This window comes from Acinetobacter brisouioides (genome assembly GCF_004331075.1).
Classification (GTDB): Bacteria; Pseudomonadota; Gammaproteobacteria; order Pseudomonadales; family Moraxellaceae; genus Acinetobacter.
Window position 1 is genome coordinate 1 of the sequence record NZ_SJNX01000006.1, and the last position, 16,705, is coordinate 16,705.

Annotated in this window: 17 protein-coding genes and 2 tRNA genes; 13 read left to right on the plus strand and 6 right to left on the minus strand. The window is 42.8% G+C overall.

The genetic code is table 11. From position 1 onward, the window contains the following. The 4 genes from E0H77_RS08820 to E0H77_RS08835 all read left to right on the plus strand — a co-directional run. A partial coding sequence (locus E0H77_RS08820; protein ID WP_213073559.1) for a hypothetical protein occupies positions 1-325 on the plus strand: 325 nt, incomplete at its 5' end. A 94-nt stretch (positions 326-419) separates the two neighbouring features. Further along, positions 420-2,255 carry a long-chain-acyl-CoA synthetase gene (locus E0H77_RS08825; RefSeq protein WP_131377087.1) on the plus strand — a complete coding sequence of 612 codons (1,836 nt, stop codon included), beginning with the start codon at positions 420-422 and terminating at the stop codon, positions 2,253-2,255. Positions 2,256-2,375: 120 nt separating this feature from the next. Further along, positions 2,376-2,451: transfer RNA gene (locus tag E0H77_RS08830), tRNA-Lys, on the plus strand. 22 nt (positions 2,452-2,473) lie between these two features. Then, positions 2,474-2,549 (plus strand) — tRNA-Lys (locus tag E0H77_RS08835). Between the two features lie 93 nt (positions 2,550-2,642). Here E0H77_RS08835 and E0H77_RS08840 read toward each other — a convergent pair. Continuing rightward, positions 2,643-3,179: a hypothetical protein gene (locus E0H77_RS08840; protein ID WP_228258312.1), complete on the minus strand. Its 537-nt coding sequence runs from the start codon at positions 3,177-3,179 to the stop codon at positions 2,643-2,645. A gap of 329 nt (positions 3,180-3,508) precedes the next feature. Between E0H77_RS08840 and E0H77_RS08845 the strand changes: the two genes are divergently transcribed. After that, a complete protein-coding gene (locus E0H77_RS08845) occupies positions 3,509-3,769 on the plus strand; it encodes a PspC domain-containing protein (RefSeq protein ID WP_131377093.1) in 261 nt (86 codons plus the stop codon). Positions 3,770-3,815: 46 nt separating this feature from the next. On the opposite strand, the gene E0H77_RS08850 is transcribed toward E0H77_RS08845, so the two are convergent. Further along, the gene (locus tag E0H77_RS08850; RefSeq protein WP_131377096.1) at positions 3,816-4,907 is read right to left on the minus strand and encodes an HPP family protein; all 1,092 of its coding nucleotides are present in this window, start codon (positions 4,905-4,907) and stop codon (positions 3,816-3,818) included. A gap of 249 nt (positions 4,908-5,156) precedes the next feature. Here E0H77_RS08850 and glyQ point away from each other — a divergent pair, with 249 nt between their 5' ends. Together glyQ and glyS are read left to right on the plus strand one after the other, a co-directional pair. Next, positions 5,157-6,134 (plus strand): glycine--tRNA ligase subunit alpha, encoded by a 978-nt coding sequence (gene glyQ, locus E0H77_RS08855; RefSeq protein WP_004754373.1) that lies wholly within the window; start codon positions 5,157-5,159, stop codon positions 6,132-6,134. Next, positions 6,134-8,203: a glycine--tRNA ligase subunit beta gene (glyS, locus tag E0H77_RS08860; RefSeq protein WP_131377099.1), complete on the plus strand. Its 2,070-nt coding sequence runs from the start codon at positions 6,134-6,136 to the stop codon at positions 8,201-8,203. Before glyQ ends, glyS begins: the two co-directional genes overlap by 1 nt. 80 nt (positions 8,204-8,283) lie before the next feature. Here the strand turns inward: glyS and E0H77_RS08865 are convergent, their stop codons facing one another. Next, positions 8,284-9,180 (minus strand): DMT family transporter, encoded by an 897-nt coding sequence (locus tag E0H77_RS08865; RefSeq protein ID WP_131377103.1) that lies wholly within the window; start codon positions 9,178-9,180, stop codon positions 8,284-8,286. 105 nt (positions 9,181-9,285) lie between these two features. Between E0H77_RS08865 and E0H77_RS08870 the strand changes: the two genes are divergently transcribed. Further along, on the plus strand, positions 9,286-10,158 hold the full coding sequence (locus E0H77_RS08870) for a LysR family transcriptional regulator (RefSeq protein WP_131377106.1): 873 nt from the start codon (positions 9,286-9,288) through the stop codon (positions 10,156-10,158). Between the two features lie 99 nt (positions 10,159-10,257). Continuing rightward, positions 10,258-10,665: a hypothetical protein gene (locus tag E0H77_RS08875; protein ID WP_131377109.1), complete on the plus strand. Its 408-nt coding sequence runs from the start codon at positions 10,258-10,260 to the stop codon at positions 10,663-10,665. Here the strand turns inward: E0H77_RS08875 and E0H77_RS08880 are convergent. After that, the gene (locus E0H77_RS08880) at positions 10,662-11,621 is read right to left on the minus strand and encodes a 2-hydroxyacid dehydrogenase (RefSeq protein ID WP_131377112.1); all 960 of its coding nucleotides are present in this window, start codon (positions 11,619-11,621) and stop codon (positions 10,662-10,664) included. The two genes, E0H77_RS08875 and E0H77_RS08880, sit on opposite strands and share 4 nt — an antisense overlap. Before the next feature lie 162 nt (positions 11,622-11,783). Beyond that, positions 11,784-13,049 (minus strand): hypothetical protein, encoded by a 1,266-nt coding sequence (locus tag E0H77_RS08885; protein ID WP_131377115.1) that lies wholly within the window; start codon positions 13,047-13,049, stop codon positions 11,784-11,786. Positions 13,050-13,359: 310 nt separating this feature from the next. Here E0H77_RS08885 and E0H77_RS13750 point away from each other — a divergent pair, with 310 nt between their 5' ends. Both E0H77_RS13750 and E0H77_RS08900 read left to right on the plus strand, forming a co-directional pair. Continuing rightward, on the plus strand, positions 13,360-14,019 hold the full coding sequence (locus E0H77_RS13750) for a hypothetical protein (RefSeq protein ID WP_165491510.1): 660 nt from the start codon (positions 13,360-13,362) through the stop codon (positions 14,017-14,019). A gap of 60 nt (positions 14,020-14,079) precedes the next feature. After that, positions 14,080-14,364 carry a hypothetical protein gene (locus E0H77_RS08900; RefSeq protein ID WP_131377124.1) on the plus strand — a complete coding sequence of 95 codons (285 nt, stop codon included), beginning with the start codon at positions 14,080-14,082 and terminating at the stop codon, positions 14,362-14,364. On the opposite strand, the gene E0H77_RS08905 is transcribed toward E0H77_RS08900, so the two are convergent. Beyond that, positions 14,361-15,209, minus strand: coding sequence for an aldo/keto reductase (locus tag E0H77_RS08905; protein ID WP_131377139.1), 849 nt, complete (start codon positions 15,207-15,209; stop codon positions 14,361-14,363). The two genes, E0H77_RS08900 and E0H77_RS08905, sit on opposite strands and share 4 nt — an antisense overlap. Before the next feature lie 151 nt (positions 15,210-15,360). On the opposite strand from E0H77_RS08905, the gene E0H77_RS08910 reads away from it, so the two are divergent. Next, positions 15,361-16,134: a class I SAM-dependent methyltransferase gene (locus E0H77_RS08910; protein ID WP_171063615.1), complete on the plus strand. Its 774-nt coding sequence runs from the start codon at positions 15,361-15,363 to the stop codon at positions 16,132-16,134. 32 nt (positions 16,135-16,166) lie between these two features. Continuing rightward, a complete protein-coding gene (locus tag E0H77_RS08915) occupies positions 16,167-16,697 on the plus strand; it encodes a hypothetical protein (RefSeq protein ID WP_131377142.1) in 531 nt (176 codons plus the stop codon). The last annotated feature ends 8 nt before the right edge of the window (positions 16,698-16,705 follow it).

The window sequence follows — 16,705 nt, forward strand, 5'->3', positions numbered from 1 at the left end:
AGCTGTTGAAGCTGTTGAAGCTGTTGAAGCTGTTGAAGCTGTTGAAGCTGTTGAAGCTGTTGAAGCTGTTGAAGCTGTTGAAGCTGTTGAAGCTGTTGAAGCTGTTGAAGCTGTTGAAGCTGTTGAAGCTGTTGAAGCTGTTGAAGCTGTTGAAGCTGTTGAAGCTGTTGAAGCTGTTGAAGCTGTTGAAGCTGTTGAAGCTAAAGCTGATGCCGAAACAGAAGAAAATGCAACAAAACAGAGTAAAGACAAAGCGGCAGTTCGCCCACGTCGCCCACGTGGTCGTCCACCGAAAAAAGCAACTCCAACCACACCAACAGAATAAGTCTTCATTGTTTAAACCGCTTCCTTAGAGAAGCGGTTTTTACTTTAAAGTGATTACTACGCCCCTTTTCATTTCCCTCAAGCGCAGGAACGTTATGAAACAATCTTCTACAGATACGATCGGGTTGTGCGACATCCTCCACAAAATTCCTCAAATCACTCCAAAATTACCACACCTTCTTTCTGGGCTGAAACAAGCGTACCTGCATGGTCAAAAAACACCAACAGGTCTGGCAGTTGCCTTTGAAAAAACTGCGCAGCATCACCCTGAGCGCCCAGCATTATTATTTGAACAACAACGCCTAAGCTATCGAGACCTTAACCAATGGGCAAACCAGATTGGGCATTATTTCCTTGCACAAGGCATTAAAAAAGGCGATGTGATTGCCTTGATGTTGAGTAACCGTCCAGAATTTTTTGCCAGCATTTTGGCACTGGCAAAAATCGGGGCAATTGCAGCTCTAGTCAATACATCTCAATCAGGCAAAGTTCTTAGCCATAGTATTCGACTGGTACAACCCAAAGCCGTGATCGTAGGAGATGAATACCAGCAGGTGTTTAATGCTATTCGTCATGAGCTACATAGCGATGCCGTTCTATACTGGTTTGCAGATACAGAAACTCGCAAACAACCAAGTACTGCACCTGAAGGCTATCTCAATTTAGCACGCTGTACCGAGACTTTCCCTGAATTCAACACGACAACAACCAAGCATGTCTATGCCAAAGACGGGCTATTCTATATTTATACTTCAGGGACAACAGGCTTGCCCAAAGCGGTGATTTTCAATCATGGGCGCTGGGCGCTGGCCTATGGAACTTATGGGCATATGCTCAACCTAAAGGGTAATGATGTTCTCTATGCACCATTACCCATGTACCACGCCACAGGCATTGTCGTATGCTGGTGTTGTGTGATTGCTGGTGGCGCTGCGCTGGCTACTCGCCGTAAATATTCCACCAGTCAGTTTTGGCAAGATGTTGTAAAATTTAATGCCTCTGCATTAGGCTATGTCGGTGAGATCTGTCGGTATTTGCTTGATGCGCCAGCTTCTGTACAAGATCATCAAAACCGAGTCAGCAAAATGATTGGCAACGGTATGCGTCCTAATATCTGGCATGAGTTTAAGCAGCGCTTTGCGATTGCCGAAATTATGGAAATGTATGCTTCTAGTGAAGGTAACGTCGGATTTAGCAATCTGTTTAACTTTGACAACACCGTAGGTTTCTCACCGACCCCCTTTGCGATTGTGCAATATGATCAAGAACAGAATCAACTTGTGCGCAACGCTCAAGGCTTTTGCCAACCTGTGCAAAAAGGCGAAATCGGTTTATTGATCGGAAAAATTACCAAGTGTTCTCCATTTGATGGTTATACCGATGCCGATAAAAACCATGCCGTGATTTTGCAAAATGTATTGAAAACGGGTGATGCGTATTTTAATACGGGTGATTTGATGCGCAATTTAGGCTTTCGTCATGCTCAGTTTGTTGACCGCTTGGGCGATACATTCCGCTGGAAAGGTGAAAATGTATCAACTGCGGAAGTCGAAGGCATCTTATGTGAACACCCGCTGATTCATGATGCTGTGGTGTATGGGGTCGAAATTCCTCAAACCAATGGGCGTGCAGGTATGGCGAGCATTATCTTGACCCCAGGAACGGTTTTGGCAGAAGTTGATTTAGCTAAACTTTGGCAGGATTTTAAGCAAGCTCTGCCTGCTTATGCTGTGCCTGTTTTTTTACGCATTCGTGAACAGCTCGAAACCACCAGTACTTTTAAATATCCGAAACAAAAATTAAAAAACCAAGGTTTTGATTTACAGCAATCGCATGATCCAATTCTAGTTAACTTACCAAACAGTCAGACCTACTGTGTTCTCACCCCTGAAATTTTTGCCAAGATTGAACAATATCACTATCGATTTTAGCTTATTTTTTGGCTAAAACATGCAATTTTGAGGGTTTTGTAAACAATTGATTCATTTTCTTGCAAAATCCTCTTGCCATCGTTCAAGATCTTGCTACAATACGCTCCATCAAGACGATATGGGTCGTTAGCTCAGTTGGTAGAGCAGCGGACTTTTAATCCGTTGGTCCCGCGTTCGAGTCGCGGACGACCCACCATTTATCAGATTGATCCAATTTTGGGTCGTTAGCTCAGTTGGTAGAGCAGCGGACTTTTAATCCGTTGGTCCCGCGTTCGAGTCGCGGACGACCCACCAAGATTCTAAAAAATCCTTTCTTTTTGAAAGGATTTTTTTTGCCTAAAATTCTTTAAATCTATTTATTCATTCAATACAAATTGAAATTTGATGTTAATTACTTGCGCGTACTAAATAATAGTTATTTAAAGTATATGGATGTCCATGCTCAAAGAAATATCTGTTGATTTCAAAATTACGTTGACTATCCATCACAATATTTCCTTTATGATCAATTAGATAATATAAACGTAAATGTTGATTGAAATGCACCACAACATATTTTTTCTGATCTTCGGTGATCACTTTCCAATGGGCATGCTGATAGTTCTGAGTTGTGCGAGTATCAGCATACACTTTGCCAAAACTTTTAATCAAACGAAAAACTGATCCATCTTCCATTAAGTTAATAATATATTCAACCGAACCCTGCTGCCCTACATCGCAATGGGAGATTGGATCTTGGCAGGAGATGGTCACAATATAGCGCCCGACCATAGTCTTTTCTTGATTATTTAAGATATAACGCACTTCAGGCGGTGACGTTTGTACAGGCATCGTACTCTTTCCAGCCACATCTAATAGTTTTTGCCCATCAACATGATGCTGTGAAGGCAAGCTTGCTGCTGTCGCCTGATGTGACTGTGTCAATCCGTCAGATGGAGAATGAGGGCTACAAGCAACCAATTGCCAAGAGCACCCAAGAATACATGCCGAATAAATTATTGTTTTTATATAATAATTCAACTTTTCCAACATAGGCTTGCCTTAGGAAGAATAAAGAGCTGTTAGGCGACAAAACATCATCAGGCATTGTAATCAGAAGCTGCACCCTGTCTGTAAAAAATTACATAAATTAACCCTTTTTCTAAACCTGTTGACTGGAAAATTTGTATTCAACCCTTATATACAACTAAGAATTTTTTAACAGTTTTTGCTAAAATTGTGATATTAATTAACAAATATAACAGGAGAATTGCATGGGCAGCTCAGGACTATACCGTTCAAGCAAACAACAAATCATTGCTGGTGTTATGGGGGGTATTGCTGAACGTTTTGGCTGGAATGCCAATGTATTGCGCGTGCTATTTGTTTTAGTTTCTGTAATGAGCGCAGCATTTCCTGGGATATTGATCTATATTATTTTGTGGATTCTGATTCCAAAACAGAAAAAAATATTTAATCCATCCATGCGTTACCAACAACCCATTCGCACCATACACGAAGAAAGATACCGTTAAGTTTTAAAGTTTCGCCACGATTTTTCCCCCGAAAATCGTGGTTTTTTTATGCTTGCTGTTTGAGCAACTGCTGCTGTAATACTGCAATCATATCTGCACGGCTAATCATTCCAACCAAATGCTGCTGTTCAACGACAGGAATATAATTAAACGAACGCTCAACAAAATACGGAATCAAATCAATCAAGGGTTGCTCAGGCTGCACAGTGACCACTTGGCGCTGCATAATCTGATAAACGAAATCCTCCCACGGTGCGCGTGGATCTGCTGCGCGCTGAAACCATTCCATCACTTCATATAGTGCCAAAGTTCCCAGTAATTTTCCTGTTGCATCAACCACAGGCAAACTCATGAGGTTGACTTGCTTGAATTTGGCAAGCGCCTGCTGAATTGCATCTTGTGCATGTAGGGTAATCAGATCACGGCTCATGATATCGCGACAGAGATACGCCTGCGGTGAGCGCTGCTGGGCATGCTGTTGTGCCTGTAAGATAATGTCTTCTAACTGGTACTGACTAATATCCAGCAGTTCCGTCTGATGTGCCAGAACATCTTGAATATCTTGCGGTTGAATACCAACCCTTTGTGTTGGTGTCGGATCTTTGCTTCGGGTATTGAGCTGTGCGGTCTGTGGATAGTGACGCCCAATACAACGGTTAAAAACAATTGCAATGCCTAGCAACAACAAAGAGTTTAATAAAACAGGATAAGCAATAAATTTAAATCCCAAGTGATGTACAGATGCTCCACCAAGTACGGCAGTCATGGCAACAGCACCACTCGGTGGGTGTAATGAATCCGTACTCATCATCACAAAAATTGCCAAAGCAACTGCCAGGCTAAATGCCACCGTCGTTTCAGGAATATATTGCGCGCACAGCACCCCAATCAAGGCTGCGAGTGTATTCCCAACCACAATATTCCATGGCTGTGCCAACGGGCTGGAAGGTACGGCAAACAACAATACCGATGATGCTCCCATAGGTGCGATATACCATGCGTTAAATTCGCCCAGTATCCACCAGCTTAGCCATGAAGAGACTGCTAATCCCAGCAATGCACCAAGCGCACAGAACATACGCTCTTTGACAGGCAAGAGTTTAAAATTCGGTTTGAGCCACGCCAGATTGAAATGCATATTTTCCTATCCACGAACTTGCATGAGCTCCATATTATAGAAGCCCAAGCTTAAAGATGTATTTATTTTATATTTTATGAATATCAGTAAATCTGTTGATTGGCTAAAGGAAATATAACGTCATTTAGCAGTCATTTTCCATACTGACCATTTCATTGACAACAGGCAATTTTGCATAGAAGTCTTTGCCACTCACCCACAAAATCCTTATACTTAGGGACAATTTTTCTCATAATTCGTGGATGCTACATGAGTCGCGCCATCTCGCATATTGATACTTTTCAAGGCTTAATTCTTGCCTTACAAAATTACTGGGCCGAGCAAGGCTGTGTTGTTTTACAACCTTATGACATGGAAGTTGGCGCAGGGACATTCCACACGGCAACCTTCTTACGTGCCTTAGGCCCTGAAACCTGGAACGCGGCTTACGTACAGCCATCTCGTCGCCCGAAAGATGGTCGCTACGGTGAAAACCCGAACCGCTTACAACATTATTATCAGTTCCAAGTCGTACTCAAGCCAAACCCAGACAACATTCAGCAGTTGTATCTGGACTCGCTCAAAGCCATTGGCATTGACACCCTCACCCACGACATTCGCTTTGTCGAAGACAACTGGGAATCACCAACCCTTGGCGCTTGGGGCTTAGGCTGGGAAGTCTGGCTCAACGGCATGGAAGTGACTCAGTTTACTTACTTCCAGCAAGTCGGCGGGATTGAATGTTACCCTGTGACGGGCGAAATCACTTATGGTCTAGAACGTCTTGCGATGTATTTGCAAGGGGTTGACTCGGTTTATGACTTGGTTTGGACTAAAGGCCCGTTTGGCACAGTGACTTATGGCGATGTGTTCCATCAAAATGAAGTTGAACAATCGACCTATAACTTTGAATACGCACCTGTTGAAAAACTGTTTGAATTCTTCGATTTTTACGAGTCCGAAGCCAACCGTCTGATTGAAGCTGAGCTGCCATTACCTGCTTATGAACAGGTCATGAAAGCATCACATACCTTCAACTTGCTGGACGCACGTGGTGCAATTTCGGTAACTGAACGTCAGCGTTACATTTTACGTGTGCGTGCGTTGGCGCGTGCCATTGCACAAAGTTATGTCCAAGCGCGTGCCAAGTTGGGCTTCCCAATGGCCGAACCGCATTTACGTGATGAAGTCTTGGCACAGTTACAAGCACAAGCCGAAGCAGAAGCTGCAAAAACGGAGAACAAATAATGACTCAACATACTGTTTTATTTGAACTCGGCTGTGAAGAACTTCCACCAAAAAGCTTAAAAACTTTACGTGATGCCTTACAGGCAGAGACTGTCAAAGGCTTACAAGAAGCAGGTTTAAACTTTGCTTCAATCGAAGCCTATGCTGCGCCACGTCGTTTAGCCCTAAAAATTATTGCTGTCGATGGCGCGCAAGCCGACTCGAAAAAACGCTTTGATGGCCCTGCTGTACAAGCGGCTTATGATGCAGAAGGCAAACCAACCAAAGCACTTGATGGCTTTATGCGTGGTCAAGGCATTAGTGTTGAACAGGTTTCAACTTTCCAAGCGGGTAAAGTTGAAAAAGTGTGTTATTACAAAGACATTCAAGGTCAAAGCCTAGATGTACTTTTGCCACAAATTTTGCAAACTGCTTTGGATCGGTTACCTATTGCCAAACGTATGCGTTCAGCAGCAAGCCGTACCGAATTTGTTCGCCCTGTAAAATGGGTGGTATTGCTCAAAGATGATCAAATCATTCCAGCGACCATTCAAGATCACCCAGCAGGTAACTTAAGCTATGGTCACCGTTTCCATGCGCCTGAAGCGATTACTTTGGCAAATGCAGACGAATATTTACCAAAATTAAAAGCAGCGCATGTTGTGGCTTCTTTTGAAGAGCGTCAAGCAATCATCGATCAACAAGTCAAAGCACTTGCAGATGAGGTCAATGCGATTGCGATTGTACCTGCTGACCTTCGTGATGAAGTAACGGCGTTGGTGGAATGGCCTGTTGCACTTCGCGCAAGCTTCGAAGAACGCTTCCTTGCAGTACCTCAAGAAGCCTTAATTACCACCATGCAAGACAACCAGAAGTATTTCTGTTTGATTAATAGCGACGGTAAATTACAGCCTTACTTCATTACGGTTTCAAACATTGAGTCTAAAGATCCGATTCAAATTATTGAAGGGAATGAAAAAGTAGTTCGCCCACGTTTAAGCGATGCTGAATTCTTCTTCTTGCAAGACCAGAAACAGCCTCTAGCAAGCCGTAAAACCAAATTGGCCAACATGGTGTTTCAGGCACAACTTGGTACACTTTGGGACAAATCAGAACGTATTGCCAAATTAGCCGTTGCACTTACACCAATCACTGGTGCAAATGCTCAAGACGCTGAAAAAGCTGCGCTTCTTGCAAAATGTGATTTAACCTCTGAACTGGTGGGTGAATTCCCTGAGCTTCAAGGGATTGCAGGCACTTATTATGCCCGTATTGAAGGCGAAAATGATGAAGTTGCAGAAGCGCTAGGCGAGCAGTATTTACCAAAATTTGCAGGCGATGTTTTACCAAAAACCAAAACAGGTACAACGATTGCACTTGCTGACCGTTTAGATACTTTGGTGGGTATTTTTGGTATTGGACAAGCACCGACAGGTTCAAAAGACCCGTTTGCCCTTCGTCGTTCAGCAATTGGTATTTTACGTCTGATTATTGAAAATGAACTCGATGTAACGATTGAAGAATTGGTCAATCTTGCACTTCAAGGTTATGGCGAGATTGTCAAAGATCACGACAAGACTTTGGCCGATGCGGTTGCTTTCCTTGAAGGTCGTTACCGTGCCAAGTACGAAGACCAAGGTGTTGCAGTTGACGTGCTTCAAGCCGTTCAAGCACTTGCACCAAAATCCCCACTTGATTTTGACAAGCGTGTCAATGCTGTAAATCACTTCCGCACACTACCTGAAGCTGCGGCACTTGCCGCAGCCAACAAACGTGTTGCCAACATTCTTGCCAAAGAAGCAACGCCTGAAGGTGCTGTGGTTGAAGCAAAACTGGTTGAAGATGCTGAAAAAGCCTTATTTGCCGAGCTTCAAGCGGTTACTCCTGTTGTTGAACCATTACTTGCAGCCAAAGACTACACCGAAGCATTGTCTAAGTTAGCAGCTTTGCGTGCGCCGATTGATGCCTTCTTTGACGGTGTCATGGTGATGGCAGATGATGCTGAACTGAAAGCCAACCGTTTACGTTTATTGGCACAGTTGCGTCATTTATTTACTGCTGTGGCTGATGTGAGTGTGTTGCAGCACTAAGTTATTTTAAGATTTGAACACTTAAAAACCCTGCTAAGATAGCGGGGTTTTTTATCAATAAAAAAAATAAGTTATGCAAATCACCGATTGGATTTATTCATCCAAACAATACTGGCAACAATCATTATTCCACCAAACAAAACGATCCAAGAAGGTCGCTCCCCCAGAAAGAGTATTGCCAAACTGATTGCCACGATTGGCGTAACATATAAAAAATTAGATGCTAGGGTTAAAGGCATATTCCGCAAAACCTCAGCCCAAAGTAAATAAGCCAACGCGCTCGGAAATAACCCCAGTAAAACTACGGAAAGATTAGCTTGCCATGTAGCCTGTAAAATAGCAGTGTGCAGATGTGGGCTATAGCAAAGTAAAGGTAACGTTCCCAACCAAATGACATAGCACATCATGCTTACAGTATCGTAATCGAGCGCAAAGCGTTTATATAAATTAAAATAAATGCCCCATGCGATGGCTGCACATAAAATCAGTAGGCTATGGACATTCGGTAAGCTAAACCCATGATCGCCACTAATCACCAAAATTGCACCGCAGAGTCCCAACACAATACAGATCCACTGCACAACACGAATCTGCTCTTTAAGCAGAAATGTAGAAATCAGGACTGTAAATAATGGAATGGACTGGCTCAGAATACTTGATGCAACCGCAGTCACATATTGTTGCCCAATATTAATCAGTAAATGATGAATGGTGACAGAGAATAATCCCAGCATCCCAAATCGTGGCAAGTCTTTCCAACGGACAGGCTGAATCCCTTTTTTCAGTACCAGTAAAAATAAGAAGAGAGAGGCGATTAAAAATCGAAGCAATGCAATATGTTGGGGGCTATAAGAATCTAATGCACGATGCACTCCAATCGGTGAATATCCCCAACACAGCACAGTGATTCCAATAAAAACATAAAGTTTGAGTGTCTCGGAGATATGAGGCGCTTTTACAAATGCGGAAATAGTCATCGCTGATCTGCAATCATGAAGATAAATTCCCTTCATAATAATCGGCTATATAATTGTGTAAAATTAACTTATATTAAGTATCTAATTCTGTTTAAGTGAATGATTGTGGATATTCATCAACTAAGAATGTTTCAGACCATTGTAGAATGCGGCAGCATGTCTCAAGCTGCACTACGTTTACATTGCGTACCCTCAAATATCACCACCCGTATTCAACAACTTGAAGAAGAATTAAAGACTTCGCTCTTTCATCGTGAAGGAAAGCGGCTAAAACTGACGGCATCAGGTGAAATCTTTTTAGCATATTGCCATAAAATTCTGGCTTTATGCGATGAAGCAAAACGCAGCGTTCACCCAGATACCCCACCTTCAGGCCCTTTAAGAATCGGTGCCATCGAGTCCTCTGCTACGACCCACCTGCCGCATTTATTGGCAAAATTTCATCAACAGTATCCCGACGTTTCGGTGCAAATCATTACAGGAACATGGAAACAGTTATTACAGGATGTCAGTCAGCATAAACTGGATGGTGCGATTGTTGCGGGGGATATTGCCTCGCCTTTACTCAATAAATTTGAAATTTATCAAGAAAATATGGTGCTGATTGCGCCTTCTTCATTTGGTGAAATCCGCTGTCAGGAAGACTTAATTGGTAAGGAAATTTTCATGTGGACTGAAGGCTGCCCGTATCGTGCCGCCTTGGAACAATGGCTAAAAGTCAAAAACCTTTCTCTTCCGATCACCAGTATTACCAGCTATGCCACCATTTTGGGTTGTGTCAGTGCAGGTTCGGGGGTTGCACTGATTCCCAAAAGTCTTTTTGAACAATATAAAAATCTGCCCCATATTTGTGGATATAAGTTTGAGCATTTTTCCGCCATTCAAAATCAGTTCTTTTGGCATAAAGATGTACTGAATCACAAAGCAAGAGAGGCATTTTTAAAGCTGATTCAATCCGAGTTTAGTAACCGCAATTGATTTTCAATCGTTATTCTATCGTATGAATTTCTTCTCTTTCCCACCTATTTGTGCAATCTCATCCTAAAATGCTGAGTATCAACTGGATGAGATCTTGCGATGCGTTTAAGCCCAATCAAACTATTTTTATTGAGTAGTTGCCTTGTTGCAGCACCGTCAGTTTTTGCAATGACTGAAACTCAACCCAGCACTCCCAATGCGCCACTGCCTGACAATCCAAGTTTGGGACGTGTGATTTTATATAAAACAGGGCAAACCCTACAGCGTATAGGCAATGCTACACAGCGCGGTGCAGACAAAGCCTCAGATAAAATTCAGCAAAAATGGGACAATACCAAAGAATTTGGTGCAGAAAAAACCCAAGTAGTACAGCAAAAAGCCAGTGATGTACAACAAAGTACCGAGAAAAAATGGCAACAAGCTAAAGAAGTGGTGACAGGTAATCGTACCGATACACCACCTGTCCCGATTGAGCATGGATCTTTAAGTCAACCCACCAGTAATTAATTGACTTGGCGAATCATGTTCCCTGATATAAAGCCCTGCACATTTTCAGTGAGTTGCTGCACAATGCGCTGACGGGCTTGCACACTGCCCCACGCTGAATGTGGGGTAATAATCAAATTGGGAATTTCTGTATCTAGCAAAATATTGCCCTGCGTGGGCGGCTCAACACTTAAAACATCGGTTGCAGCACCTGCCAGTTTGCCGTGCTGTAGAGCGTGTGCCAATGCTGCTTCATTGACAATGCCACCACGCGCAGTATTGATCAAAAATGCAGTCGGTTTCATCAACGCCAGTTCTTTTTCAGCAATTAAATCTTTAGTGCTGTCATTCAGTGGGCAATGCAGTGTTAACACATCGACTTGTGGTAACAGCTCTTCGAGTGACAAACGTCCTGCATGTTGACGATTCGGCAGATTTCCGACCAAGATCTTCATTCCCAACGCCTGTGCCAACCGTGCAACTTCTTGCCCCAGTTCGCCATAGCCAAGCACACCTAAAGTTTTACCCGACAACTCCACAATTGGAAAATCTAAAAAGCAGAACTGCTCTGCCTGTTGCCAACGCCCTTGCTGCACAGCCTGATAATATTTCAACACATTGGTGGCCAATGCCAACATCAGTGTCAGTGTATGCTGTGCCACCGATGCCGTGCCATAACCCTGACAGTTGCACACCACAATGCCTTGGGCTTGAGCTGCCTTTAAATCAACATTGTTGGTGCCTGTGGCAGAAATTAAAATCAGTTTCAGTTTTGGAAGTTGAGCAATGCTCTCGGCATTGAGTACCACTTTATTCACGATCGCAACTTCAGCATCGGCAAGACGCGGCAAGACCTGCTCAGGGGTGGTTGCATCATATAATTGCAACTCAGCAAAAGCAGCATCTAAGGGAGTAAAGTCCAGGTCATTTTGATCTAAACTGGCATAATCTAAAAATACTGCTTTTAAACCCGTCATGTTTCATCCTTTATTGTGTTTTTTAGAAAAAATAACCTCACCTGAATTCAGTGAAAGTTTTACTCAACATTAACGCTTTCAGTGACCTTGACCAATTGATTTCACATAAAAAAAGCAGAAAAACGGGTGGTTTTTCTGCTGAATGAGTTTACATATTTAAGACTATGCCAAGATAAATTTCTCTTCATCTAATAATGGCGGCTCAACAAAATAACAAATGCCCAAACTATCACAGCGCATATTTTGTTCTTTATAGCTCAACACATAATACTCAGAGTATTTCTTCACCACGATTGGACTCATATCCATCGACAAAGCATCATCTTCTTTGAACAATTTCATGACACGACGATCATTCATTCCGACAATATAACGCTCATTGTTCAGTTCAATTTTGACAATGCAACTCGATCTAATCAGCAACGGAATCAAATATTTATAATTCAGATGAATTGCTTCTTCAGGGTAACTTTCAATCTTGTTGCTAATAATATTAAACACCAAAAAATTACCATAGCAGTCTTGCAACTGAGTCGGGTGGTTGTCTTGCGGCAAATTGACCTTAATTCCCAGTTTTTGCAAATCCTGCTCAGTGACCTGACGGCGGCTCAACATAATTCGGGTAATGAGTTGCTTTAAGTTGGCATCGAGGTATTGATCCTCAAGCTGCAAATCATTACTACGTAAAATCCGTCCGAGCGCGGCACTGTGGCGTGACAATAAATTATTAATCACCGTGCGATAGTAAAATTTGCTTTTTTTCTTGACCGTACGCATTTGCTGGTAAAAATAGTTTTTATTCCACGGATGGCGAATAAAATCATTTAGCAAACTTGAGCTCGCCAAAACTGACAGCGCCTCATGCCCAGTAAATGGCAAGTGCAAGGTATGTAGCTGTGGCAATATATGTTTGATTTTTAAATAATGTTCGCGGTCATTGGCATAGTATGGGTCATACACCACAATGTATTCACTGCTTGAACAAACATCTTGCGTGGTGATGTGCATGTCCTGATGCAAACTTTCATCAAAAAATTCGGTATAACGGCGATCTTCAATTTCCTGCGGGTCAATGCTGTACTGCGGGACAAAGGCAATCACGCGATTCATTTTCAGCAATTTAGAATATTTAATTGCCGCATAGCCCCCCATTGAGCCACCATAACCGACCACAGTTTCAAACTGGTCTAGAATTGGTTGCACCGCGCTCATCATGGCGTGCATACTCGCCGTAGGAAACCATGACTTGATTTTTGGCATTACGCCAATCACGTTATATTCATACTTCGCCAACGACTTTTCTGCATTAATCGTTAAGCCTTTGGCGCGAGTAATTAAATCTCCAAACGAAAAAATCAATTCTTTGGAATTTCCTTTTAGAAAAATAACTCGGATTTGTTCGTCTTCAAAAATAATTTGCTTATCCATTCACGCACCGAAAATAAAAATTGGCTATTGCCAAAATGCAATCAAAAAAGAGGGGGCTGGCGAATGCCTATTGTATAAAGGCAATAGAGATTAAACAGGGCAAAATATGACATCTTGCCATACAGCAGTCAGATTTCTGTATTCTAAAACCAATCTGTCGCATCCCAAAATGGATTTTTCAAAAAACCCCTCAAATTCATGTTTTAACACCATTTCATGACACAATTCATATAAATTCAGCTAAATTAATTAAGCTGTCACAATGCTGCGCTTGAATATTGGATTATTCCAATTGAGGGGAAATTGGGCAATGCATTATGTAAAAACAACAGCAGGGCAAGACGCATTACAACAACGCTCTAAACAACTTTCAGCCAAACAACGTCAGTTATTGTTTCTCATGGGTACGGATGATTTTGATAAATTACCCGCAGCCAGTCGCCAACGCCTGTTTCAACCAGAAGTGATTGATCATTTGCTGGAGCTGGGTTTTATTACCAATTCGACACCAGAAACAGAAACAGAAACAGAAACAGAAACAGAAACAGAAACAGAAACAGAAACAGAAACCATTGCTTCAGCGTCCCCTACTGTCAATGTGCTTTCTCAAGTCTTGCAGCGTTATTCTCAACCCCGAGCTAAACCAACATTAGCCGAAGAAATTGCCGAAGAAGAGCAGCAGGCAGCGTTTAAGCTCGATACGACTCCTCCACCCGATCTGGATACTGCACTCAACTTTCCTGCCATTAAAGGCTTGATGATTGATACTCTACGACAATACGGTGGGCTGTTGGCAAGAGGCTTAATTGAAAAAATCGACAAGTGTGAAAATACTGGTGAACTAAAACGCTGCCATATGGCATGGTTGACACTATTGCAAGAAACACGTTTGCCTGCCAAGCAACTACATAGCCTAGTAAAACACTTACAGAAATTTTATCATTTGCATGAAACAGAAACTAACCAGTAGTTGAGCCTGTACACAAAGTCATTTACAGTAAAATAAAATTAAGATCTGCTAGGTGACGCGATGCAAGGCTGGGTAAAATTTGGCAGTGTGCTGTACTGTTGTGTGTCTTTGAACGCTTGTATTGTTGTGCCCGAACACACCCGACAGGTCGAATCTACCACACGGGTTTTTGTGGATAGCAATGCCCGCGACGCACAGGTCGAAATCAGTCGTCCACAAGTCATTATTATTCAAAACCCAGACTATGATTATCGACCACATCATCCAGAATATCACGTGCCGCCAAACTGCCATTTGCAGTCAAATGGACGCTCTATGGGCCCTATCCCGACGGTCTGCGATTAAAATTCCTCATACACCGCAGGATCCTGATTTTTCAGGCGACCATTGCTGCGTGTCAAGGCGTTGATCTGCTGCATTTGCTCGTCACTGAGTTCAAACTGGAAAATCGCTTTGTTGGCAAGCTGGTTTTGATCGCTACTGGCTTTGGGTATAGGAATCACGCCAAGCTGAATTTGCCATCTTAAAATCACCTGTGCTACAGATTTCCCAATTTGCTGGGCAATTTCTTGCAATACTGCATCTTGAAATACATCGCGTGCACGTCCCAACGGACTCCACGCCATGGTTAAAATACCCTCTTGCCGATGATAAGCCAGTTGCTCAGCTTGATTAAAATACGGATGCAGCTCAATTTGGTTAATTACAGGTAAAATCCCTGTTTCCTTTTTTAAGACCTCAATATGTTCAGGCAAGAAGTTACTCACGCCAATCGACTTGATCTGCCCTTTTTTCTGAGCATCAATCAAGGCTTGCCAAGCTTCCACATATAACCCTTGATTCGGGTTAGGCCAGTGAATTAAATATAAATCAAAATAGTTGAGCTGCGCCCGATACAATGACTCTTCAATAGTCACCACCGCCTTGTCATAAGCATGATGGCGACCTGGCAACTTGGAGGTAATAAATAATTCATCACGCTGAAGTCCCGACAGGCGAGCTGCTTGGCCCACTGCCCCTTCATTTTCATAGTTAAATGCTGAATCCAACATGCGGTAACCATGTGCCAAAGCACGCTGCATGGTTTGAACGCCCATATGTCCATTCAGGCTATAGGTTCCAAAACCCAAGGCAGGAATTGCATAACCGTCATGCAAAGCCAAATGCGGAATGTGTTCAGATCGATTCATGTGCTGTTTTCTCTCTGGTTACGCTGTTATTTTCTTAAGCATTATGGCGCAGCACCGTCGTCGAAATCGTTTAAATTGTATAAATAATGCTATTTTTACGTCGACAGAGCGGGAAGTTTTTATAATAAACCAAATAAATTCAAGGAATGAGATCATGTCAACTATTCATCCAACTGCGGCTCAGGGCTTTAGTTCTGGCGCAGCTTTATATCAGCAAACCCGACCAAGTTATCCCTTACAAATTGTCTCTTGGCTACGCAGCGAGCTAGAGCTGACCAGCCAGTCGCAGGTGATTGACCTTGCCGCAGGTACAGGGAAATTTACCCAATATCTCAAACAGGTCACCCCGCATATTGTTGCCGTTGAACCCGTTACCGAAATGCAGCAACAACTCAAGGCAGCTTATCCTGACGTTACTACTTTGACTGCCTACAGCGACCAGATTCCACTGGAGTCGGCGCAATATGACGCCGTTTTGGCTGCACAAGCCTTTCACTGGTTTGCCAACCACGAAACCCTTGCTGAAGTTCACCGTCTGCTCAAACCACATGGACATTTTGGACTGGTGTGGAACCAGCGTGATACCAGTGTGCCGTGGGTCAAAGCGATTGCGGATATTTTATTACCACTAGAAAACAATACGCCACGCTATCATAGTGGTGAATGGAAAAAAGCCTTTCAAAATCAGTCGTGGTTTAAACTGGGTAGCGAGCAGCACTTTATCCATTTGCATCATGGCACAGTCGAGCAAGTGGTCAGTAAACGTTTACTTTCCACCAGTTTTATTGCCATGATGCCAGCCGAGCAACAGCAGCAACTCAAACAACAGTTTGAACAGGTGGTTTTTGACTATTTGGGCAAACGCCCTGACGATGAAATTGATTTCCCATATTTAACTTATGCGTATGATTTTATTAAAATATAATAAAATCATACGGTTTGGATTTTGGTAACTTTATGATGCAATGCTTTTCTCGTATCCTCCTGCCCGCATTCATGCTTGCAGGTAGCCTGAGCCTTGCGGCCTGTCAGAAACAGCCTGAGCATATCAGTTCCGCAACAACGGCATCCTCAGCAGCAATGCATACGGCCAGTGAAGTCAGTATTCCACAAAATATTAGACCGTTTACGACAACGCCTGATGATGCGCATGACATTCAGCAACTCGACACCTTTAACCGTACTTTTCATGACATGACGCAAGATATGCGTACCGAACTGGAACAACTCAAACAATACAATCAACTTACCCCAGAATTTGTCGAACAGCGCAAACAGGATCAGATTCATTCGGCATTAAACATGCTTAAGGACCTAGACCTGAAGACTGAACAGGGTCGCTATATTCAAGGCATGATGTATGATTATTGGGATCAGTTACAGCATAAAAAAGTCGCCGAGAAAGTCGATAAAACCCCAGTCATTCAAGCCATTCAACAGCTTGAATACTGGAAAGCCCATACAGCCAATACCAATCCTGCATCATAAAAAAAGCA